Annotated in this window: 16 protein-coding genes; 5 read left to right on the top strand and 11 right to left on the bottom strand. The window is 74.0% G+C overall.

Going from position 1 to position 21,069, the window contains the following annotated elements; translation table 11 throughout:
- From B7P34_RS09210 to B7P34_RS09175, 8 genes are all read right to left on the bottom strand, one after another.
- Positions 1 to 565 (bottom strand): hypothetical protein (locus B7P34_RS09210; protein WP_223267666.1); only part of this gene is annotated, 565 nt, incomplete at its 3' end.
- Entirely contained in the window at positions 562 to 945 is a 384-nt protein-coding gene (locus B7P34_RS09205; RefSeq protein ID WP_106675326.1) for a hypothetical protein, read from the bottom strand. The genes B7P34_RS09205 and B7P34_RS09210, both read right to left, overlap by 4 nt.
- 229 nt (positions 946 to 1,174) lie before the next feature.
- The gene (locus B7P34_RS09200; protein WP_106675325.1) at positions 1,175 to 2,788 is read right to left on the bottom strand and encodes a M4 family metallopeptidase; all 1,614 of its coding nucleotides are present in this window, start codon (positions 2,786 to 2,788) and stop codon (positions 1,175 to 1,177) included.
- A 229-nt stretch (positions 2,789 to 3,017) separates the two neighbouring features.
- Positions 3,018 to 3,248 carry a Fe-S cluster assembly protein IscX gene (gene iscX, locus B7P34_RS09195; protein ID WP_106675324.1) on the bottom strand — a complete coding sequence of 77 codons (231 nt, stop codon included), beginning with the start codon at positions 3,246 to 3,248 and terminating at the stop codon, positions 3,018 to 3,020.
- Complete coding sequence (locus B7P34_RS09190) at positions 3,235 to 4,530, bottom strand: MFS transporter (protein ID WP_146166778.1); 1,296 nt, start codon at positions 4,528 to 4,530, stop codon at positions 3,235 to 3,237. The genes iscX and B7P34_RS09190 overlap by 14 nt, the downstream gene beginning before the upstream one ends.
- Complete coding sequence (gene lanKC / locus B7P34_RS09185; RefSeq protein WP_106675322.1) at positions 4,527 to 7,082, bottom strand: class III lanthionine synthetase LanKC; 2,556 nt, start codon at positions 7,080 to 7,082, stop codon at positions 4,527 to 4,529. Before lanKC (B7P34_RS09185) ends, B7P34_RS09190 begins: the two co-directional genes overlap by 4 nt.
- Positions 7,083 to 7,453: 371 nt before the next feature.
- A complete protein-coding gene (gene lanKC / locus B7P34_RS09180) occupies positions 7,454 to 10,075 on the bottom strand; it encodes a class III lanthionine synthetase LanKC (RefSeq protein ID WP_106675321.1) in 2,622 nt (873 codons plus the stop codon).
- Positions 10,076 to 10,213: 138 nt separating this feature from the next.
- On the bottom strand, positions 10,214 to 11,287 hold the full coding sequence (locus B7P34_RS09175; protein WP_106675320.1) for a radical SAM protein: 1,074 nt from the start codon (positions 11,285 to 11,287) through the stop codon (positions 10,214 to 10,216).
- 215 nt (positions 11,288 to 11,502) lie between these two features.
- Between B7P34_RS09175 and B7P34_RS09170 the strand changes: the two genes are divergently transcribed.
- The 4 genes from B7P34_RS09170 to B7P34_RS09155 all read left to right on the top strand — a co-directional run bounded on the left by B7P34_RS09170 (position 11,503) and on the right by B7P34_RS09155 (position 17,711).
- A complete protein-coding gene (locus tag B7P34_RS09170) occupies positions 11,503 to 13,566 on the top strand; it encodes a sensor histidine kinase (RefSeq protein WP_146166777.1) in 2,064 nt (687 codons plus the stop codon).
- Positions 13,559 to 14,242, top strand: coding sequence for a LuxR C-terminal-related transcriptional regulator (locus B7P34_RS09165; RefSeq protein WP_223267665.1), 684 nt, complete (start codon positions 13,559 to 13,561; stop codon positions 14,240 to 14,242). The genes B7P34_RS09170 and B7P34_RS09165 overlap by 8 nt, the downstream gene beginning before the upstream one ends.
- Positions 14,243 to 14,408: 166 nt before the next feature.
- Complete coding sequence (locus B7P34_RS09160) at positions 14,409 to 15,488, top strand: M4 family metallopeptidase (protein ID WP_106675318.1); 1,080 nt, start codon at positions 14,409 to 14,411, stop codon at positions 15,486 to 15,488.
- A 114-nt stretch (positions 15,489 to 15,602) separates the two neighbouring features.
- On the top strand, positions 15,603 to 17,711 hold the full coding sequence (locus tag B7P34_RS09155) for a nuclease-related domain-containing DEAD/DEAH box helicase (protein ID WP_106675317.1): 2,109 nt from the start codon (positions 15,603 to 15,605) through the stop codon (positions 17,709 to 17,711).
- On the opposite strand, the gene dhaK is transcribed toward B7P34_RS09155, so the two are convergent.
- Entirely contained in the window at positions 17,708 to 18,700 is a 993-nt protein-coding gene (gene dhaK / locus B7P34_RS09150) for a dihydroxyacetone kinase subunit DhaK (RefSeq protein WP_106675316.1), read from the bottom strand. The genes B7P34_RS09155 and dhaK overlap by 4 nt on opposite strands.
- 285 nt (positions 18,701 to 18,985) lie before the next feature.
- Here dhaK and B7P34_RS09145 point away from each other — a divergent pair, with 285 nt between their 5' ends.
- Complete coding sequence (locus tag B7P34_RS09145) at positions 18,986 to 20,215, top strand: cytochrome P450 (RefSeq protein WP_189382617.1); 1,230 nt, start codon at positions 18,986 to 18,988, stop codon at positions 20,213 to 20,215.
- On the opposite strand, the gene B7P34_RS09140 is transcribed toward B7P34_RS09145, so the two are convergent.
- Positions 20,199 to 20,651, bottom strand: coding sequence for a hypothetical protein (locus B7P34_RS09140; protein WP_223267664.1), 453 nt, complete (start codon positions 20,649 to 20,651; stop codon positions 20,199 to 20,201). The genes B7P34_RS09145 and B7P34_RS09140 overlap by 17 nt on opposite strands.
- Positions 20,648 to 20,983 carry a hypothetical protein gene (locus B7P34_RS38390; RefSeq protein ID WP_223267663.1) on the bottom strand — a complete coding sequence of 112 codons (336 nt, stop codon included), beginning with the start codon at positions 20,981 to 20,983 and terminating at the stop codon, positions 20,648 to 20,650. Before B7P34_RS38390 ends, B7P34_RS09140 begins: the two co-directional genes overlap by 4 nt.
- Between the last annotated feature and the right edge of the window lie 86 nt (positions 20,984 to 21,069).

Raw genomic sequence — 21,069 nt, 5'->3', positions numbered from 1 at the left:
CCCGCTCGCCGCCGGACGTGCGCACCACGGGCGCGGCGTCCACCTCCGGCCGCGGCCAGGCCCGTTCCAGCAGCCGCCGCCTGCGCACGACCTCCCGCCGCAGCAGCGGTACGGGGACGGGGCGGATCGGGCCCAGCCAGTGCCGGGCCTCGCCGAGGAAGCGGTCGGGGGCCCGCTGGGCCGGGTCGAGCGGGGAGAGGACGAAGTAGGCCGCGTCGAACAGGGCGCTCAGATGGCACAGTTCCAGCTCGCCGCGGCTCAGCCGGCCGCGCTCGACGAGGAGGCTGCCCGCCCGGTAGCCGGGCCCGCCCTCCGCGACCGCCTCCTCCCACGCCTCCGGCGACAGCCGCCCCCGCGCGGTCAGCCGCCGCCCCAGGTCGGGCACCGCGGGGCTCTCCGCGTGCACCAGGGCGCCGTCGGCCAGGTAGAGCGCGCCGGCGAAGCCGTGCAGGGCGCCGGTGGCCCGCTCCGACGCGAGCCGGTCCAGCGTGCGTCCGGCCGTCTCCGCCGGGGCCGCGGGCGGTGCGGCGGGGGATATCGGACCGGCCGGGCCGGAGGCCGTCATGCCAGGACCAGCCTGTCCGTGAGGCCCTTGAGCCGGAACAGGGCGACGGCCAGGTTCGCCTCGGCGCGGTCCAGCCACAGGTAGAGGAAGACGCTGCTGTCGAAATCCGTCTCCACGAAACGGAGGAGATGGTAACTGCCGCGCGCGGTGACGATCAGGTCCTCGACGGGGCCGGTCCGCGCCGCGGCCCCGGTGAACGCGCTGTTCTCGAAGGCGAGCCGGGCCAGCTCCGCGGTGTCCGCGGCCGCGCTCTCGTGGTCGCGCCCGGGGCCCTCGCCCGCCTCGCCCAGCGCGAGCCCGCTCGTCCAGTCCACGAGGCTCGCGCCCCGCGCCCCCGGAATGGTCATGGCCTCGGCCAGGCACCCGTCGATACCGGTCACACGATCCTCTCCAGCCCCCCGTGCCCGATTACCAGCGGCGTGTCCGCTGCGACGGAAGGTATTCGATGACAGACCTGTGGGGGGAGAGTTTTGGCAATTTCTCTCGGCACATGTGGAGGGCGGTGTATGGCGCGATCCGGGCGGTGCGCGGGGGCGGTCCGGAGACGGCGAGGGGCCCGCCCCCTGTGGAGGTGGGGGCGGGCCCGGCAGGGCATCCGGGGATGCCGGTCTACTTGACGTTGACGGCGCTCCAGGCCGCCCCGACCGTCTTGTACTCGGTGCTCGTGGTGCCGTACAGGGCGCCCGCGGCCGACAGCGTCGCGGTGCGCGCGGCCTTGTAGTTGGTGTTGGACGTCATGTACGTGGAGAGGGCCTTGTACCAGATCTTGACGGCCTTGTCCCGGCCGATTCCGGTGACCTTGGAGCCGTCGGCCGTGGGGCTGTCGTACTGCACGCCGTTGATCGTCTTCGCGCCGCTGCCCTCGGCGAGCAGATAGAAGAAGTGGTTGGCGACGCCGGAGGAGTAGTGGACGTCCTTGCCGCCCACGCCGCTGGACCAGTTGTCGGCGGAGTTGCCGTCCTTCGACGGCTTGTCCATGTAGCGCAGCGGCTTGCCGGTGCCGAAGATGTCGATCTTCTCGCCGATGAGGTAGTCGCCGACGTCGGAGGAGTTGTTGGCGTAGAACTCCACGGCGGTGCCGAAGATGTCCGACGTCGCCTCGTTCAGGCCGCCCGACTCGCCGCTGTAGACCAGCTTCGCGGTCGCGGCGGTGACGCCGTGGCTCATCTCGTGGCCCGCGACGTCGATGGCCGTGAGCGGCTTGCGGTTGCCCTGCCCGTCGCCGTAGGTCATGCAGAAGCACGAGTCGTTCCAGAACGCGTTGACGTAGCTGTTGCCGTAGTGGGCGCGGGAGTAGGCGCCCTTGCCGTCGTTGCGGATGCCGTTGCGGCCGAGGAAGTTCTTGTAGAAGTCCCAGGTGACGGCCGCGCCGTAGTGCGCGTCGACGCCGGCGGTCTGGCGGCCGCCGCCCCACGTGTCGGTCGCGTTGGTGAAGAGCGTGCCCGTGCCGGACGTGCCCTGGCCCAGGTCGTACGTCTTGTGGCCGCCGCGCGCGCCGTCGTTGAGCTGGTAGCCGCTGCCGCTCTTCGTCGTGGTGAGCGGCACGGTGCCGCTGTACTGGCTGGTGCCGGTGCCCGTCTCGATCGCCTCGTAGCGGTGGAGTTCGGCGCCGGTGGCGGCGTCGGTGACGACGTGCAGCTCGCTCGGGGTGCCGTCGGGCTGGAAGCCCTCGACGACGGTCTCGTACGCGAGGACCGGCGTGCCGGAGGCGGCCCAGACGACCTTGCGCGGGGTGCCGGCGGAGGGCTTGGCGGTGTGCGCCGAGGAAGCGGCCGACAGCGCGGACTTCGCCGCGGCCGACGCGGGCTGCCGCGCGTCGGTGGAGGCGACGGCGACGCGCGCCTCGGTGGCCTTGGTGACGGTGGTGCGGCCGGCGGTGTCCCGGTGCACGACGAGGTCGCCGCCGAGGACCGGGAGCCCGTCGTAGGTGCGTTCGTAGCGGGTGTGCACGGTGCCGTCCGCGTCCTTGATCACGTCACGGACGACCAGCTTCTCCCCGGCGCCGAGGCCGAGGTGCCCGGCGGTGGCGTCCGCCCGGTCCTGGGCGGCGCGTATCTCGGAGGCCCGCTGGTCGGGGCTCAGCTGGACCGCCATGGCGTCCGGGCCGCGCTCGGCCTGGGCGCCGGCCACACCGGTCTGCACGGCGACGGCGCACAGGGCGGCGGAGGCGAGGAGGGCGGTGGTGCGGACGGTGTGGCTGCGGGGGGTGGTGAAGCGTCTCAACTCTGTCTCCTAGCAGGGACGCCGGGGCCGATACCCGGCGGGGAGCGGACATCCCGGGGCGGGTTGCCCGTTGGTGCAGGAGTGAATCGAGAGGATGGTGCCAGCTCCCGCCAAAAGTTGACAGGTGCGTGACAAGAATCTGGCGCGGAGTTTTCCGACGATGTCCGGTTCGGAGCTGTCGGTGCCTCCGGTGCCGGAGGTAGGCCGGAGGCACCGGCTCCGGGAAGGGTCAGTCCTTTCCGCCGCTCCCGTTGCTCGCGTCGCTTCCGTTACGTCTGTCGCTCCAGGCGAGTTGTATGGACTCCAGGATGCGTACGTTGTAGCGGGCCGGGTCGTCGCTGAAGCCCTCCAGCCCGATCACCAGGTCCCGGACCTCGGGGAACTCGACGGAGAGCGGCGCGCGGTCGGGATGCTTCGCGGCGAGTCGTGCCGCTATCTGCTGGATGTCAGTCCATCGCATGCGCCCGAGTGTGTCCTACACCGTTCGAACGGTCCAGAGCGTCGCCGGAGGCGAACGCGGCCTCCCGGGGCGACGCCGCGGCCAGCAGGGCGAGGACCGCCCCGAAGCACAAGAAGAGGATCCGGCCCGGCAGTTCGTCCAGGAACAGCCCGGTCAGCGACGAGCCGAGCGGGGGAGTGGCCATGAACAGCAGCCCGATCGCGCTGTTCGCCCTGCCCTGCAGTCCGGCCGGCGTGCGCAGCAGCCGCGCGACCGTCAGCACGGAACCGCCGGCGGCCACGGCCAGCGTGCACCCCGCCAGCAGGACGGCCAGCACCAGCGCGCTCCCGGTGAGCGCCATCGCACCGACGAGCAGCGCGCACAGCACGCCGGTCACGAGCAGCAGCCCGGACGGGGACAACAGCCTTCCCGCGCGCGGCGCGAGGACCACCCCGGCCATCGCCCCCACCGCCGACATCGCGGTGAGCATCCCGACCGAGCCGCCCGGCGCCCCCTCGCGCGCGGCGGTCACCACGATCGCCAGGTACACCCCGTCGAAGACGAAGTTCTGCGCCGAGGCGATCAGCGTCAGCCTGCGCAGCACGCGCTCGCTCCACAGGAAGGCGATCCCCGTGGCGAACGACCGCCACCAGCCCTCGCGTCCGGCCCCCTCCGGCAGGTGCGCGCGCATCCGCGTGCGGAGCGCGCGGACGCATGCGGCGGAGACCGCGTAGGACGCGCTGTCCAGCCAGAACGGCCAGCTCGGCGACGCCTCGAACAGCACGCCCCCGACGACCGGCCCGAGCAGGAACGCGAGCTGGCCCCGCACCTGGTTGACGGCCAGCGCGGTGGCCAGCCTGCTCTCCGGCACGACCTCCCGGACCGCCGGCAGCACCGCCGCGTTGAACGGCGCTGCGAGGAAGCCCAGGACGACGCCCGCGGCCAGGAGCACCGGCAGCGGAGCGAAGCCGGTGAGGACCGCGGCCGCCAGGGCCGCGCTCGCCACCGCCCTGCCGGTCTCGCACACCAGCAGCACGGTGCGGCGGTCGAAGCGGTCGGCGACCGGGCCCGCCGGCAGGCACGCGAGCGCCAGCGCGCCCGTCCAGACCGCCTCCACCAGCCCCACGCGCAGCGGCGAGTGCGTGATCTGCAGGACGAGCAGGGGCAGCGCGACGGCCGAGGCGCCCGAGCCCAGCATGGAGAGGCCCTGGCCGGCGCACAGGAGCTGGAAGTCCCGGTTCCGGCGGAGGCTGCCGGGCGGGGCCGCGCGCTTGCGGGGCCCGGGCTTCACGACAGCGCTCACGGCGCGGGCGGCGGTGAGGAGGGAGCGAGGAAGGGCAGCGGCGCGTGCGGCAACGCGGCCGGGCCTCCGCTGAGCGCGGTGTGCACCGCCAGCAGCACCCCCGCACTGCCGGTCGCGAGGTCCATGGACAGCCGCAGCAGCCCGCCCATCGCGAAGGCCCGCCGGCCCCTGAACCGTACGCAGTGGAGGCCCAGGCCCCGCAGGTGTGCAGCCCGTGCGGGACCTGGGCCGGCCAGATGGGCGAGGCTGTACAGCAGCCCCGCGTGCCCGTCCAGGAGTCCGGGGGAGAGCAGGAGTTCGGTGCCGAGGCTGTCGCGCATCCGGTCGCGCAGCAGCGCGAAGTGCGCGTCCTCGCGGTGCTGCAGATATGCGTCGAGGACGAGGGCGATCCCGGCGCTGCCGCGGTCGAGCGCCGGCAGCCACCGCTGCCCGTCCTTGACGTGGAGCTGCCCCTCCCGGGGAGCCCCGCAGCGGCCGAGGTCCCTGGCCAGCGCGGTCTCCGCGTGCCGCAGCCAGGACACTTCGCCCGTCGCGGCGTGCAGCCGCGTGAAGAACAGCGCCGGGCCCGACCAGCCGTGCGTGAGCCCCACGGCGTCCGCCCTGCCCGCGAGCCGCTCCGTACCGGCGAGCGCGTCCGCCAGCCGGCCGGCGAGCCGCGCGGCTCCGTCCGCGTCCCCGAAGTGCAGCCGGGCCAGACCGACCCCCGCCAGCCCGCCGAACAGCCCGGCGCCGCAGCCCCGCAGGTCGATGCCGCCCAGGCGGGCGAGCGCCTCGCGCGCCTCCTCGGGCCGGCCCAGCTCGTCCAGGACGTACGCGACGCCGGCGAGCCCGTCGTACAGCCCGGGACGCGGCCACGGCGACCGCCCGGCGGCCCGCACCAGCCACTCGACGTGGCCGTCGAACGCCTCGTGGCTCGCGCGCCCGGTGACGTGCAGGGCGTGCAGCACGCCGGCCGCGCCGAACGCCAGGGACGCGCCCTGCCCGTCGAACTGCCGCACGTCCCCCGGGAACAGCCGGTCCGGCCGCTCCGGCGTCGCGCTGAGCAGGATCCCTTCGCGGAGGGAGTCCAGCGCGGCCCGCCCGTCGGCTGTGCACTCCTCCGGCCAGCGGGAGCCGTCCGGCGGGTCCTCCGCGGCGGCTTCGCCCGCGGGCGGCGCGAGCCCGGTGCGCAGGCGCGCGGCGTAGCCGGGCGGCAGCGGGAAGCGCCGCTCCGCCCACCCGGCCAGCTGGACGTGCTTCTCCCGGTCGAAGCGCAGGAGCGGCGTCAGCGGGCAGAACAGCGCGAGGGCCACGGCGGAGAGCGCGTACGCGTCGGCCGCGGTGCCCGACCGGGCCCACGAGGCGGTGAAGCCCGGTGTCCCCAGGGCGGGCCGGGACGCCCCCTCGCCCTGGGGGAACGCCGTCTCGAAGTCGACCAGGCAGACGCTGCCGTCGGGGCGCACGATGACGTTGCCCGGCTGCAGGTCCCCGAAGACGACGCCCCGCAGGTGCAGTTCGGCCACGGCCTTCTCGATCCGCGCGAGGACCTCGCAGGCCCAGCGCGCGTACGCGGCGACCTCGTCCTCGCCGGGGCCGTGCCGGAAGAGCGGGTGGCGCCGCCCGACCGCCTCCTGCAGGGGCTCGCCCTCGACCAGCTCCTCGACGAGGAAGTGGTGCTCCCAGTGGCGCGTCCGCGCGTACACCCGGGGCACGCAGTCGAGGCCGGCCAGCCGCTGCAGCATCGCGTGCTCGCGGTCCAGGCGGGCGACGGCGTCCGCGCCGCTGTCGTCCAGGCCGGCGTGGGGCCGGGCCTCGCGGAGCACGACGCGCCGCCCGGAGCTCTTGTCCGTGGCGCGGTACACGCCGCCGCCGTTGGAGAAGTGCAGGGCCTTCTCCACCCGGTAGGGGAAGTCGCCGGGCGTGCCGGCCTTGGCGGCCTGCACGCGGGCGGCGATGAAGGCCGGCACCTCCACCCACGGCGGCACCCGGAAGGAGGTGCCCCGCACGTCGGGCACGAGCCCGCCGCCGGGCCCCTCGACCGCCGGCACGTACTCGCCCTCGGGCGAGAAGCAGTACGCCAGGCTGAAGCCGCCGTGGCGCACGTACAGGGGCCCGTCGTCCCAGCGCAGGTCGCTCAGGATGTACGGGCCCCGCACGCCGCGCAGCAGCGCCGACAGCTCCGTCAGGGTCCGCTCCAGCTCCCGCTCGTCCGCGGGGTAGACGGTGACGAGCTTGCCGCCGGCTGAGCGCGGCCCCTGCTTGCTGTCGACCTGCCTGTGGACGGCGGGGCTGCGCAGGAACTTGAAGCAGATGCCGCGTTCGGCGCAGTGGTCCCAGACGGTGTCGATCACGTGCTCGGCGCGGGCGGGCGTCGCCGAGGCGTGGATCTTCCAGCCCTGCCGCGGCAGGGCGGCGTCCGGGCGGTGGATGTTGACCCAGCCCCCGCGCTCGGACCGCAGCCATCCCGGGGGCGGCGGCGCGTCCGTACGCGCGAAGCGCTCCCCGGCGTCGTCGATGCGGTCGAGCGTGTCCACGAAGCAGGGATCCGCGGCGAGATGACCCTGAGCGAGCATGCGACCTTCTCCTCCCCGTGCTCCCCGGTCCGTGCGGTGTGCCGGTGCCCTCCCCGCCTGCCGGCCGCGGGCAGCCCACGGCCGGCAGTCCTTGCGGGAGCGCTGCTGTCAGCGGTGCGTCAGGCGGCGCCGCGGGCGCTCTCGTAGCTGTTGGCGCAGGGCCACACGGAGGGGGTCTCCTCCTCCAGCTCCTGCAGCTCCAGGATCTCCGACATGTTCTTCACCTCCTCCCGGCGGTGTTCGCGGGCACGGCGCGGGCGTCCTCGCCCGTCAGGCCATGCCGAGCGAGCTGTGCGAGCTGTTGGCGCAGGGCCACAGGGCAGGGGCCTCCTCCTCCAGCTCCTGCAGGTCCAGGATCTCCGCCATCCGAATCACCTCCGCTCTTCGGCTCGTCGGGGCAGCGGCCGCGGGTCGAGGTACGGCAGGACGGGAACCCGCCCCGCCGCGGCGTCCCCCTCGAACGCGGAGCCCAGGGCCAGGAGCACGCCGGCCGACCCGGTGGCCAGGTCCGCCGACAGGCGCAGCATCCGGAAGCCCGGGAACGCGAGGTGCCCGCGGTAGGAGTGCGCGTACCAGGCCAGGCGGCGGACCTGGGTGCGGACGGCCGCACCGGGCCGGCCCCCGTGACCGTCCAGTGCGGCCAGCGTGGCGATCGCACCCGCCCGCCCGCGCAGCAGCCCGGCGTTGCGCACGTACAGGGCCCGGCACGTGTCCCGGACGGCGGCGAGCGTCGCCGCCCCCGCGTCCCCGGGCCGGTGCCGCAGCAGGGCTTGCAGCGGGAACGCGAGCCCGCTGCTCCCGCCGTGCAGGTACGGCAGGTGGTGCGTGCCGTCGAAGAGGGTGAGGGCGCCGTCCTTCCCGACGGTGCACCGGTCGATGTCGTGCCCCAGCGCGCGGTCGGCGAGATCGAGCCAGCGGCCCTCGCCCGTCTCCTCGTACACGTGCAGGAAGAGCAGGGCGATGCCGGCGGCTCCGTGCAGCAGCCCGCAGGGCGGGGGCACGCCGGGCCGGGCGGCGAGCGGACCGGCCGTGAGGAGCGCGGCGAGCTCGCCGGCGGTGCGCAGCGCGGCCTCGTGGAGCGCGGCGTCCCCGGTGACCCGCGCGAACCGCAGCAGGTTCAGGGCGATGCCCGCCTTGCCGCCGGCGAGGTCCGGGCGGATCACGCGGGCTTCGGCCGGGCGGCAGCGGGCGAGGACGGCGAGGGCTTCGCCGCGGCGGCCGAGCAGGTCGAGGACCAGCGCCACGCCGTGCAGCCCGTCGTACAGGCCCGGACGCGCATCGGTGTCCCGCGCCGCGGCGGCCACCAGCCACTCGGCGTACGCGTCCGGCACGCCGGCCCCCACGCGGTGCAGGGCGTAGAGGACACCGGCCGCGCCGTAGCCGAAGGCGTGGCCGCCGAGGGAGTCCGGGCCGGCCGGGGTGGCGGGGAAGAGCCGGTCCTCGCGCTCCGGGGTGGCCATGGCGTGGATGCCGGCGACCAGGGAGTCCCGGACGGCGGGCCAGTTCAGGTCCTCCGCGGCGAGCATCGCGGCGTGGTCGTCCCCCCGGGCCGCCCCGTGCGCCGCGGGCTTCGGCAGCAGGCCCGCGAGCAGCCGGGCGCCGAAGCCCGCGGGCAGCGGGTACAGCTCCTCGGCGGTCGCCGCGAGGACGCGCAGGGTCGCCGGGCTGCGGTGCGGGACCGGCAGGAGCAGCCACAGGCGCAGGGCATCGAGCAGGTACGCGGTGGCGTCCGCGCCCCGCAGGCCGGGCGGCGCCGTGAAGCCCTCCTCGCCCAGGGCCGGGGCCCGGTCGTCCTCCAGGTCCGTGGCCGTCGCGAGACAGGTCAGGACCACGCGCCCGTCGGGGCGCACGAGCACGTCGTCCGGGCTGAGCCCGCCGAGGCGCACGCCCCGGGCGTGGAGTTCGCGGAGCGCGCTGGCGATCCGGGCCACGACGGCCAGGGACCGGTCCGCGTACGCGGCGGCCTCCTCGGCCGCCCGCGCCTCGGAGGTCAGCGGGAAGGCGGCGGCCGCGGCTTCGGCCAGGCTGCGGCCCTCGAAGTGCTCCAGGGCGAGGAAGTGGTGCCCGGCCCGCACGTGGTGGCCGAGGACGCGCGGCACGCAGTCCAGCCCGGCCAGCCGGCCGAGGACCGCGCGCTCCCGGCCCAGGCGCGTGACGGCGTCGTCGCCCCGCGCGTCGAGGCCGGCGTGGGGGCGGGCCTCGCGCAGGACGACGAGAGCGCCCGTGGCGCGGTCCTCGGCCAGGTACGTGCCGCCACCGGTGGTGACCTTCAGCGCCCGCCGCACCCGGTAGGGGAGCGGCTCGTCCGGTGCGGCGTGCAGCGCCTCCAGGTCCGGGCGCAGGAACTCCGGCAGGCCGACCCAGTCCGGGCAGCGGAAGACCGGGCGGCGGTTCTCGGGGACGAGCGTGCCGTCGGGGCGCTCCAGCGCGGGCACCAGACGCGGCTCGTCACCGGCCCCGTACGCGGCGGGCTGCTCGGGACACCGCAGCGCGCCGGAGGAGCCGTACCGCACGTACAGCGGCCCGGTGCGGTGGCGCAGACCGCCCGGGACGTACGGGCCCGGGAGCGCGTCCAGCAGCGCGCCGAGTTCGCCGAGCGCTTCCGCGAGCTGCGTCTCGCCGGCGGGGTGGAGCGTCATCAGGTCGCCGCACGTGAGCCGGTCGGCGTGCTCGCCGGCCAGCGCCCGGGCCGCGTCGAGGCTGCGGACGACGTCGACGGGGATGCCCCGCAGGACGCAGAAGCCCCGGACGACCTCCGCGGCGCGCGCCACGTACGGCAGCGCCACCGAGACATGGACCAGCCAGCCCTGCGCGGGCACGCGCACCGCCCGCGGCCGCAGCGCCACCCACCAGCCGTGGTCCGTACGCTCCCAGCCCGCCGGCGGTTCGCCGAGGACCGCGGAAAGCCTGCCGGACGTGTCGGCGAGCCGCTCGGGGAATTCGAAGAAGTCCGGGTCGGACCGGTAGAAGCGGTCGTAATCCTTGAGCGTCATCACGACGGGCCCCTCCTTTCGGCGCTTCGGAAGTCTTCGGTCCCTCCGAGTCCCGGCCTCTCCGGGGCCGCGCGGGACTCGGCCCGGAATACGCTCCGGAATTCGGCTCGGCATTCGGTCCGGCATTCGGTCCGGAAATCAGCCGGCCACGGCATCGGTCGCTTCGGCGAATTCCGGGGGATTCGTGCGGACCGAGCGCCGCCCGATCCTCAGCAGGTCCTCCGGGGAGGCGAAGCGGAGGTCCATGCGCCGGACCGCCTCCGCCCACGTCCGCATGGAGCGCACCGAGGACAGGGTCTCCACGACGAACGGGTCGCGGAGCCGCTCCTGGGTGCGTTCCCACAGCAGCGCCGCGGGCTCCTCCAGCAGGCTGCCCACCGTCCCCTCGTAGACGGGGATCGCGCGCACCCTGCCGTCCGGCTCCACCTGCATCACCTCGGTGTCGACGCGGCGCGCCACCCGCTCGGGGGCCATGACGAGGTTGAAGTTGTCCGTGGTGAAGACGGAGACGGACGGGGGAGCGAGCTCGCGCAGCCGGGCCCGCAGCCCGTCGCTGGTCAGGTGTGCCACCTGTGCGTCGTCGAGGAGTTCGCGGCGGCAGAATTCCGGGCGGCTGGCGAGCCCTTCGGGAACGGCGGAATTGAAGGCGAGGGTGTTCAGGCGGGGGAAGCGGTGCGCGATGCCGGCGGCGAATTCCTCCAGCTGCCCGAAATTGCTGCGGACCACCACGCAGTCGATGCCGAAGCGCAGCCGCCCCGGGCCGGCGGCCGGGCGCTCCGCGGCCAGCTCGTCGAGCAGCGCCAGCGCGGCCATCACCCGGCGGAAGGAGCCGGCCCGGCCCCGGATGCGGTCGTGCACCTCGGGCGTCGCGCCGTCGAGGCTGACGATCACCTCGTCGAAGTGGTCCGCGAGCCGCTGTGCGAGGGTCCGGTTCATCACCCAGCCGCTGGTGTTGACGGACGTCCTCACCCCGGCTTCGCGGAGCCGCGCCGCCACCTCGAAGAGGCCGCGGACGAGGAGCGGTTCGCCGCCGGACAGGGCGACGACCCGCGGCCCCAGGGAGATCAGGGCGTCGGCCACGCGGAGCATGTCCGGCGGGCCGAGCTGCCGGGACGGGCGCCGCCCCGACTCCGAGTAGCAGTGCGAGCAACGCAGGGGACAGGCGTAGGTGGTGTCCCAGACGACCACTTCTGGACCGGAGGAAGGACTCATGCGGCCACCGCCCGTTCTCGGAGCTCCGGCGGACGGACCCGCCGATTCCCCGGACGGGCCCGTTCGAATTCCCTGATGCGATGACATGAGTCTGCTGTCCGGTGCCTTTCCCCGGCACCCGGCAGTCCCCCGATCGGCATGGAGGTTCTCCGCCATGCACGACGGGGGATTTCCTCTCTGGACGACTCCTGCGGCGGCCCGGGACAATGTCCCTTATGGCAGCGGCCAGAAACCGGGGGATGCACATCGTCGCGGTGTGCGGCGGAGTGTGCATGCTCTGGGCGACGCTCATCGGCACCACCCAGTTGCAGAACAGGTACACGCTGCCGTGGATCCTGGGTTCCGTTCTCCCGTGCTATTTCGCGGGTTTGTTCACGTGGTGGCACGCACCGACAAGTCCGGTCGCAAAACGACTTCTGCTGATCGGCACCTGGCTCTCGGTGACCATCGCGATCCGCTACAGCACCACCCTGCTGATCCGGGCCTTCGACTGGAACCTCCGCCCCACGCCCCACGCCCTGCAACTGCCCGCGGAGTACGGCCTCCAGGTCCTCAGCCAGAGCTGCGACCTCGTGGTCAGCATCCTGGTGGTCCGGCTGCTCGCCCTGCTGCCCGACGGCAGGTACGCCTTCCCCTACGAGCGCCGCGTCCTCGGCGCCCTGTGGGGCCTGCTGGCCCTCCCCGCCCTGCTCCCGCTGACCGGGATGACCCAGCTCACCGTCCACTACGTCGTCTTCTACTACCCCGAGGCGTGGCTGCCCGGCCTCGGCGCCGTCCTCCTCGTGCTGCGCTGCCTGCGCGCCCCCGCGGCCGGCCGCCGCGACATCGCCGCCCTCCTGCCCTTCGCCGTCCCCGGAGCCCTGCTCCTCCTGGCCCGGGCCGCCTCCCGGCTCTTCCGCACCTGGCAGGGCGAGCAGGGCGTGCTCTACTTCGTCGGCGCCGTCCTGGGCGCCCTGCCCTACGTGGTGATCTCCCTGGCCATCGTCTACGCCGCCTTCCGCCACCGGCTCCTCGGCGTCGACCTCGCGATCCGCCGCTCGGCCGTCTACGGCTCGCTGTGGCTCATCATCAACAGCTGGTACCTCGGCATGGCGCTGACCCTCGGGCTCACCGCCGGCCAGTACCTCCCCGTCGGCCTGTCCCTGCTCGTCGCCGTCGTCGCCACCGCCCTCTTCCAGCCCCTGCGCGCCCGGCTCAACGCCCTCGCCGAGCGCCGCGTCTTCGGCAAGCGCCTCAGCCGCTTCGAGCTCCTCGTCCAGTTCGGCACCACCCTGGAGCACGCCTACGACCTCGGCCGGCTCGCGCCCCGCCTCGCGACCGGCCTGCACGAGGGCCTGAACCTGCGGTGGGTGCGCGTCCGGCTCGGCGGCGACGGCCTGCCCGTCTCCCTGGGAGAAGCCGGAACCCGGCCCGCCGGGCCCCCCGGCGCGCCCCTCGGGGAGTTCCCCCTCCTCTACGGCGAGGACGTGCTGGGCATCATCGAGTACGGCCCGAAGGCCGAGGGCCGCTGCACCCCCGAGGACCACGACATCGGCGAGACCCTGGCCCGCTCCGCCGCCCTCGCCGTGCACAACGTCCGCCTCACCGCCGAGCTCTGCGCCCGCGTGGAGGAGGTCCAGCGCCAGGCCGCCGAGCTCGACGCCTCCCGCGCCCGCATCGTCCACGCCCAGGACACCGAGCGCCGCCGCATCGAACGCCGCCTCCACGACGGCATCCAGCAGGAGCTCGTCGCCCTCGTCGCCAAACTGGCCCTCGCCCGCAGCTGCCTGCGCCGCGGCGGCGACATCGACGCCGCCCTGACCGAGATGCGGGACGACGCCTACCGCGTCATCGACGAGCTGCGCGAGCTCGCCCACGGCATCCACCCGCCGATCCTCACCGACCAGGGCCTCGTGGCCGCCGTGACGTCCTGCGCCCGCCGCATGCCCATCCCCGTCACCGTCCACAGCGAGGACTCGATGGGCGGGGTGCGGTTCGCCCTCGACGTCGAGGAATCCGCCTTCTACCTGGTCTCCGAGGCGCTCACCAACGTGCTCAAGCACGCCGCCGCCACGCACGTCACCATCCGCATGGCCCGCGGCGGCGGCCGGCTCCTGGTGGAGGTCCGCGACGACGGCGCCGGATTCCCCACCGAGACCACCCGCGGCTCCGGCCTCACCGGCATGCGCGACCGCATCGAGGCCGTGGGCGGCGAGCTCGCCATCATCAGCGGCCCCGGCACCGGCACCGTCATCCGCGCCCGGCTCCTGGAGCGAGTGAGGGAGGAGACCCGTGCCTGACCCCCTGCGCGTCGTCATCGCCGAGGACCACTACCTGGTCCGCGAGGGCACCCGCCGACTGCTGGAGGACACCGGCGAGGCCGACGTCCTCGCGGCGGTCGGCACGGCCGGCGAGCTCCTCGACGCCGTCGGCCGGCTCCGCCCCGACGTCGTCATCGCCGACATCCGCATGCCGCCCGGCCACCACACCGAGGGCATCGCGGCAGCCCACGCCATCCGCGCCGGCCACCCCGGCACCGGCGTCGTCGTGCTCTCGCAGCACGCCAACGAGAACTACGCCTTCGACCTCTTCCGGCGCGGCACCGACGGCCTCGCCTACCTCCTCAAGGAGCGCATCGGCGAGGTCGACGAACTGCTGCGCGCCCTGCGCGAGGTGGCCGCCGGCCGCTCCGTCGTCGACCCGCGCATCGTGGAGGTGCTGATGGGCAGCCACGCCCGCGCCGCCGACGCCCCGCTGTCCCGGCTCACCCGCAGGGAGCTCGACGTCCTGCGGCACATGGCGGAGGGCAAGACCAACCGCGCGATCGCGGAGTCGCTGCGGCTGTCCGAGTCGACCATCGAGAAGCACGTCAACTCCACCTTCGCCAAGCTCGGGCTCGCGGAAATACCGCAACTCCACCGGCGGGTGAGCGCCGTGCTCGCGTACCTGCGGCACGCACCGGCGGGACCGGACTGAGGGGGCTCGCCCCATAAGGGGAGCGGGGCGGTGTCGATCTGCGGCTCCGCCGCGCGGGCGGGCGCGACCGGCCACGGACGGCCCGCAGCCGAAGAGTTCAGGGAACCGGCAGGCGGCTACTTGTCGAGCTCCTGACAAAAGGCAGGCGTGATGGCACGCTCGTTCCATGCCTCGCATGAGCGCCGCCCTCGCCGTGCCCGCCGCCGTCCTCCTCCTCGTAGGCCTGCAGTCCGGCCCCGCCGGTGCCGACGCCCGCCCCGCAGGCGAGCCGGCCGTCGGCACAGGGTGCAGTTACGCCGGCCGGGTCACCCTCGACACCACGTACAACCCCACCACGGGCCTCTACGAGCTCGACGACCCCAAGCGCGGCCACCACAGGACCTACGACCTGCACGGCGGGACCGGCGGCAACGGCACCCTGTTCACCGACGCCGACAACGTGTGGTGCGACGGCGGCCGGCAGGAGGCCGGAGTCGACGCCCACTACGCCGCCTCCGTCGTCTGGGACTACTACCTGGACACCCACGGCCGAAGAGGCATCTACGGGGACGGCCGCGGGTCCTGCAGCCGCGTGCACTACGGCAACAACTACGCCAACGCCTTCTGGGACGCCCTCACCGGCTGCATGACCTACGGCGACGGCACCGGCGACAGGCAGCAGATCATCACCATCGAGACCGCCGCGCACGAGATGACCCACGGCGTCACCTCGGCCACGGCGGTCCTGGACTACAGCGGCGAGGCGGGCGGCCTCAACGAGGCGACCAGCACGATCTTCGCCGCGGCCGCCGAGTTCTTCGCGCACAATCCGAACGACCCCGGCGACTACCTCATCGGCGAGCGGACCGGCATCAACGGCACCACCGTGCGCGGCTGGATGGACAAGCCCTCCAAGGACGGCGCCTCCAAGGACTACTGGTACCCGGGCATCGGCAACGTCGACGTCCACTACTCCGCCGGCCCCGCCGACCACTTCTTCTACCTGCTCGCCGAGGGCAGCGGCCCCAAGGTCATCAACGGCGTCGCGTACGACAGCCCGACGTACGACGGCAAGCCCGTCCGAGGCATCGGCCTGTCCGCCGCAGAGAAGATCTGGTACCGCGCCCTGACGGTCCACATGACCCCGCGCACGAACTACGCGGCGGCGCGTGCCGCGACCCTGCGGGCGGCGGGGGAGCTGTACGGGGAGGGCAGCGGCCAGTACGCGGCGGTCGCGGCCGCGTGGGCGGCCGTCAACGTCAAGTGAGCCGGCACGCCGGGCAAGCCATCAACGTCAAGTAAAGGGTGAGAGATACCCCGATCGTGCCCCTGGGTTATACGATCATCACTCTACGTCCGGGGGTCGCAGAGGGGGACGGGCATGGGCGCGGGGGGATCGGCGTGGAAGCGGGCGCAGGAGGCCCGGCAGTACGAGCGCGAACTGCGCGAACAGCTCAGGGCCGCCCAGTGGGAGGTCCGCAACTGGGAAGCCGCGAGCGAAGGCGAACGCCAGGTCGCCGCCAAGCTCCAGGTGCTCACCCGGCGCGGCTGGCGGCTGCTCCTCGACCGCCGCTGGCCCGGCACCCGCGCGGCCAACGTCGACATGCTGCTCGTCGGCCCCGGCGGCGTCTTCGTCATCGACGTCAAGAACTGGCGGCACGCCCCCGCGACGGACGGCGGTCACCTCACGGCCGGCGGGCGCACCCACGACGCCGAGATCGGCAAGCTGCTGCGGATGACGCGCACCGCCGAGAACGCCGTCACCGGCCTGAACCTGTCACCCGTGGCCGTCCAGCCGCTGATGGTCTTCGCCGGCCGGTCCGTGAACGCCGCGCTCGGCACCGTACGGCTGCTGGGGGAGCGCGAGGTGACCCCGGCCCTCGTCGCCGAGCGGACCCGCCTCCGCCCGGCCGACGTGCGGGCCGTCGCCGACCACCTGGAGCGCGCCTTCCCCGCCTACGAGGGCACCGCCGCGCCCTCCCGGCGGCCCGCACCCGCGCGGGCCCCGGCCCCGGACGCGCCCGACGACGCGCTCTTCGACGCCGAGGGCATCCGCAACGCGGCCCTGGAAGCCGCCCGCAGCGCCCCGATCGAGCAGTGGATGACGTTCCTCCACCCCGATCAGCTCGCCCTCGTCCGCCGCAACTGGTCCGGCCCGGCCCGCGTCAGCGGCCCCGCCGGCACCGGCAAGACGGTCGTCGCCCTGCACCGCGCCGCCCACCTCGCCCAGCGCACCTCCGGGCGGATCCTCTACGTCACCTTCGCCAACAACCTGCCCCGCGTGCAGAGCACGTTCCTGAGGACCATGGCCCCGGCCGTCGCCGACCGGATCGAGTTCAGCAGCCTGCACGCCTGGGCCGGGCAGTTCCTGCGCGGCCGGGGCATCGCGAGCCGGCTCGACGGCGGCAAGGCGGAGGACGCCTTCAGCCGGGCCTGGACCCACCACGGCCGCGACACGGCGCTCGCCGCCCTCGACCCCGCCCCCGGCTACTGGCGCGAGGAGATCGACTACGTCATCAAGGGCCGGGGCATCACGGACTTCGAGGAGTACGCGACGCTGCGGCGCGTGCGCCGCCGCACCCACCTGCGCCGCCCGCACCGGCAGGCGGTGTGGGCGCTGTACGAGGAGTACGAGCGCAACCTCGCCGCCAAGGGCGTCCACGACTTCAACGACCTCCTCGCCCTCGCCCTCGACGAGGCCCTCGCCCACCCCGGCAGCAGCCCGTACACCTCGGTCGTCGTCGACGAGGTGCAGGACCTCACCCTCGTCGGCGTCCGCCTCCTGCACGCGCTCGTCGGCGACGCGGACAACGGCCTGCTGCTCGTCGGGGACGGCCAGCAGGCCGTCTACCCGGGCGGCTTCCGGCTCTCCGACGCGGGCGTCGACGTGCGCGGCGACCGCGGGCAGGTGCTGCGCACGAACTACCGCAACGCCAAGGCCGTCCTGGAAGCCGCCCTCGCCGTGGTCGCCCAGGACTCCTTCGACGACATCGACGGCACCCCCACGGCGGGGCGCCGCGACATCGACCTCACCTGCGACGACGGCCGCGTCACCAGGGTCGCCGCGGAGACCCTCGCCGAGCACGACGCGGCCCTCCTCGCCGCCCTGCACGCCCTGGGCCCCGGCGCGTGGCCCGACACGGCGGTGCTCTGCCGCACCGGCACGGAGCGGGAACGCTACCGGCGGCTGCTCACCCGGGCCGGCATACCCGCGATCACCCTGGAGCAGTACGACGGCCGCCCGGTGCCCGGCGTGAAGCTCGGCAGCTACCACCGGGCCAAGGGGCTGGAGTTCAAACACGTGCACCTGCCCGACCACGACGCCCCGGCCGCGGCCGGGGCGGGCGACGGCACCGACGACGGCGTCGCCCGCGAGCGCCGCGAACTCCACCGCAGCCAGCTCTTCGTCGCCATGACCCGGGCGCGCGACACGCTCTGGCTGGGCACGGTGAACCGCCCGGTGAGCCGCCCGCAAGGGGACCGCCGCTAGCGGCCCCAGCGCAGGCCCGGCGTCTGCACCGGCGCGTCCCACAGCCGCAGGATCTCCTCGTCCGCACGGCACAGCGTCACCGAGGCGCCCGCCATGTCGAGGGAGGTCACGTAGTTGCCCACGAGCGTCCGCGCGACCGGCACGCCCCGCTCGCCCAGCACCCGGTGCACCTCGGCCGTGAACCCGTACAGCTCCAGCAGCGGCGTCCCGCCCGCGCCGTTGACCAGCAGCAGCACCGGCCCGCCCGGCCGCAGGTCCGTCAGGACCGCGTCCACGGCGAAGTCCGCGATCTCACCGGACGTCATCATCGCCCGCCGCTCCCGGCCCGGCTCCCCGTGGATCCCCACCCCCAGCTCCAGCTCCCCGGCGGGCAGGTCGAACGTCGGGCTGCCCTTGGCGGGCGTGGTGCACGCGGCGAGCGCCACGCCGAAGCTCCGCGACGCCTCGTTCACCCGGCGCGCGAGGGCCTCCACCCGCTCCAGCGGCGCCCCCTCCTCGGCCGCCGCCCCCGCGATCTTCTCCACGAACAGCGTGGCACCGGTGCCGCGCCGGCCCGCCGTGAACGTGCTGTCCGTCACCGCGACGTCGTCGTTGACCAGCACACTGGCCACCTGAACGCCCTCGTCCTCGGCGAGCTCCGCGGCCATGTTGAAGTTGAGGACGTCACCCGTGTAGTTCTTCACGACGAACAGCACGCCCTTGCCGCTGTCCACGGCCGCGGCCGCCCGCACCATCTGATCCGGCACGGGAGAGGTGAACACCTCCCCGGGACACGCGGCATCGAGCATCCCGTACCCCACGAACCCCCCGTGCAACGGCTCGTGCCCCGACCCGCCCCCGGACACGAGCCCCACCTTCCCGGCCACCGGCGCGTCCCGCCGCACGACGACGCGGTGCTCCACATCGACGGTGAGCTCCGGATGCGCCGCGGCCATCCCGCGCAGGGCGTCGGGGACGACGGACTCGGGAACGTTGATCAACATCTTCACGGCGGGCTCCTCGTGTGATGGACGGTCAATGAGCTGGCCTGCGTCTCATGCCGACCTTAGTGACGGAGCGGTGCGCCCGCCGCACGCGGCCGGCGGCGCGGCCGTCTCACCTCGCCGTCCGCCGGGCACCACGCTTCGGCTCCGGGCGCCGGAAGTGCGGTCGTTTCACCGCACGAAAGCGCGCACCATGGAGTTTTTCATCGCCGGACGGCATGGATTTGGAATACGCACGGCGCACTGAAAGGCATATTGACATCATCCGCGGGGCGGCCGACGCTTGACGTCATGGCGTATTCCGTGCCGACCGGCATTCCCGTTCTGGACGTCGATCCGTTCGCCGAGGAATTCCAGCGCGATCCCGACACATTCCACGAGAGGCTTCGGGAGGCGGGCCCGGTGGTCTTCCTGGAGCCCTACCGGGTGTGGGCGGTGGCCCGGTACGCCGAGGTCCTCGAGGTGTTGCGGGACCACGAAAGGTTCTGTTCGTCCGCGGGGGTCGGGCTCGCCGACTTCCGGCGCGAGGAGCCGTGGCGGACGCCGAGCCTGCTGGTGGAGGCGGATCCGCCGGCGCACGCCCGGCCCCGGCGGATCACCGCGCGCGCGATGTCGGCACGGGCGATCGAGCGTATGCGGCCGGAGTTCGAGCGGCACGCCGAGGAACTGGTGACCGCGGTCGTGGCGCGCGGGCGGTTCGACGGAGTCACCGACGTGGCGCAGGCGTACCTGCTGCGGGCGTTCCCGGAGGCGTTCGGGCTGGCCCCGGGGGGCGGGGAGAAGCTGCTCCGGTACGGGGACATGGCGTTCAACCTGTTCGGCCCGCGCAACCGGCTCGCCCAGGAGTCGATGGCCGCGGGCATGCCGGTGCACGAGTGGTTCGCCGAGCAGTGCAAGCGCGGTTCGCTGTCCGCCGACGGCTTCGGCGCGGCCGTCTACGCCGCCGTCGACCGCGGCGAGGCCACCGAGGACGAGGCGGGCCTCCTGGTGCGCTCCCTGATATCGGCGGGCCTCGACTCCACCATTGACGCCATCGCCTGGACACTGCATCTGCTCGCCGATTCACCGGCGGAATGGGCGGCGTTGCGCGACGATTCCACACTGGCCCGGCCGGCCTTCGAGGAAGCCCTGCGGTGCTACACCCCCATCCAGCATTTCTTCCGTACCACCACCCGCGAAGTGCGGCTGGCCGGCACGGTGATACCGGCCGAGGAGAAGATCCTGTGCTTTCTCGGCGCCGCCAACCGCGACCCCCGCGAATGGGACGACCCCGGCCGCTTCGACATCCGGCGGCGGGCCGTGACCCATCTGGCCTTCGGGTCGGGCATCCACGCCTGCGTGGGCGCGGCGGTCGCGCGGCTCGAAGCGGAGTGCTTGCTCACCGCGCTGGCCCGGCAGGCCCGCACCCTCGAACCGGCCGGTCCGCCGCGCCCGCGCCGCCACAACATCCTCAGGTCCCTGGCCGGCCTGCCCCTGCAGGTCCGTGCCGCCACGCCGGCCCGGGTCACCGGCCGGCGATGACGACCTCGTACTCGTCGGCGGTCGGATGGATGCCGGTGTCGGCCTTGGCGTTGATGACGGCCAGGTCGTCTTTCAGCCGGACCCGTGACACCTGGTTGATCCAGTTCTGCACGACCCAGAGGTGCCGGCCTTCCAGCGCGAGGCCGTCCGCCTTGGGCACGTCGACACCATCGATCGTCCGGCTCGCGCCGGTCGTCGGGTCGACGGTGTAGAGCCTGCCGTTGGCCGTGTGAGAGACGATCAGCGGCGCTCCGGCGTCGGGTGCGACGATCCCGTTCAGGTTGAACTCGCCGCTGATCTCGGCTGCCGGGCCGGTGACCGGCGAGGTGCTCGCCGGCCCCAGTTCCCCGGCCGGGCTGATCGGCACGAAGTACAGGACGGCGCTGGAAGAGTCGCTGAAGTAGGCGCCGTGCCGGTTCACGAAGGCCTTGTTCACCAGCGTCGAGGCCAGACGCCGGTCTTGCCGAGCTGGTACGTGGCGACGGCCGCGCCGGTCTCGATGTCGTACACGTACGCCCAGCCGAGACCACCGCCGACGGACAGCCACCCGTGCCTGGGATCGGCCCACAGGCCCATGGCCGGCCGGGGCGTCGATGAACAACTCGGCGGTTCCGCGCCCGAGGTCTCCCCGGAAGATGTCGCCGCGCCACAGGTCGCCGCAGGAGAAGGCGTGGCCCGCGCTCCCTTGGCGATCCCCTGGGCCGACATGGCTCCGGGGGGCACGATGACGTCGGTGGCCGGCGCTCCGGCCTCGGTGCCGCCCGTCACCGGAACGTCCCGGCGATGGTCGTCGGAAGCTTCAGGGCAGCCAGTCGCATCGGTACCTCCGGCTCGTTCCCCGGTGCCGCCCGGAT

It is taken from the genome of Streptosporangium nondiastaticum, from assembly GCF_003011965.1.
Taxonomy (GTDB): Bacteria; Actinomycetota; Actinomycetes; order Streptomycetales; family Streptomycetaceae; genus Streptomyces; species Streptomyces nondiastaticus.
The sequence above is the reverse complement of the archived record's forward strand: the minus strand, read 5'-3'. Positions and strand labels throughout refer to the sequence as shown.

Bases quoted from the DNA above. Each gene is read 5' to 3' on its own strand.
- iscX (WP_106675324.1), bottom strand. From the start codon at position 3,248: ATGCGATGGACTGACATCCAGCAGATAGCGGCACGACTCGCCGCGAAG.
- lanKC (WP_106675322.1), bottom strand. From the start codon at position 7,082: ATGCTCGCTCAGGGTCATCTCGCCGCGGATCCCTGCTTCGTGGACACG.
- lanKC (WP_106675321.1), bottom strand. From the start codon at position 10,075: ATGACGCTCAAGGATTACGACCGCTTCTACCGGTCCGACCCGGACTTC.
- B7P34_RS09175 (WP_106675320.1), bottom strand. From the start codon at position 11,287: ATGAGTCCTTCCTCCGGTCCAGAAGTGGTCGTCTGGGACACCACCTAC.
- B7P34_RS09170 (WP_146166777.1), top strand. From the start codon at position 11,503: ATGGCAGCGGCCAGAAACCGGGGGATGCACATCGTCGCGGTGTGCGGC.
- B7P34_RS09160 (WP_106675318.1), top strand. From the start codon at position 14,409: ATGCCTCGCATGAGCGCCGCCCTCGCCGTGCCCGCCGCCGTCCTCCTC.
- B7P34_RS09155 (WP_106675317.1), top strand. From the start codon at position 15,603: ATGGGCGCGGGGGGATCGGCGTGGAAGCGGGCGCAGGAGGCCCGGCAG.
- B7P34_RS09145 (WP_189382617.1), top strand. From the start codon at position 18,986: ATGGCGTATTCCGTGCCGACCGGCATTCCCGTTCTGGACGTCGATCCG.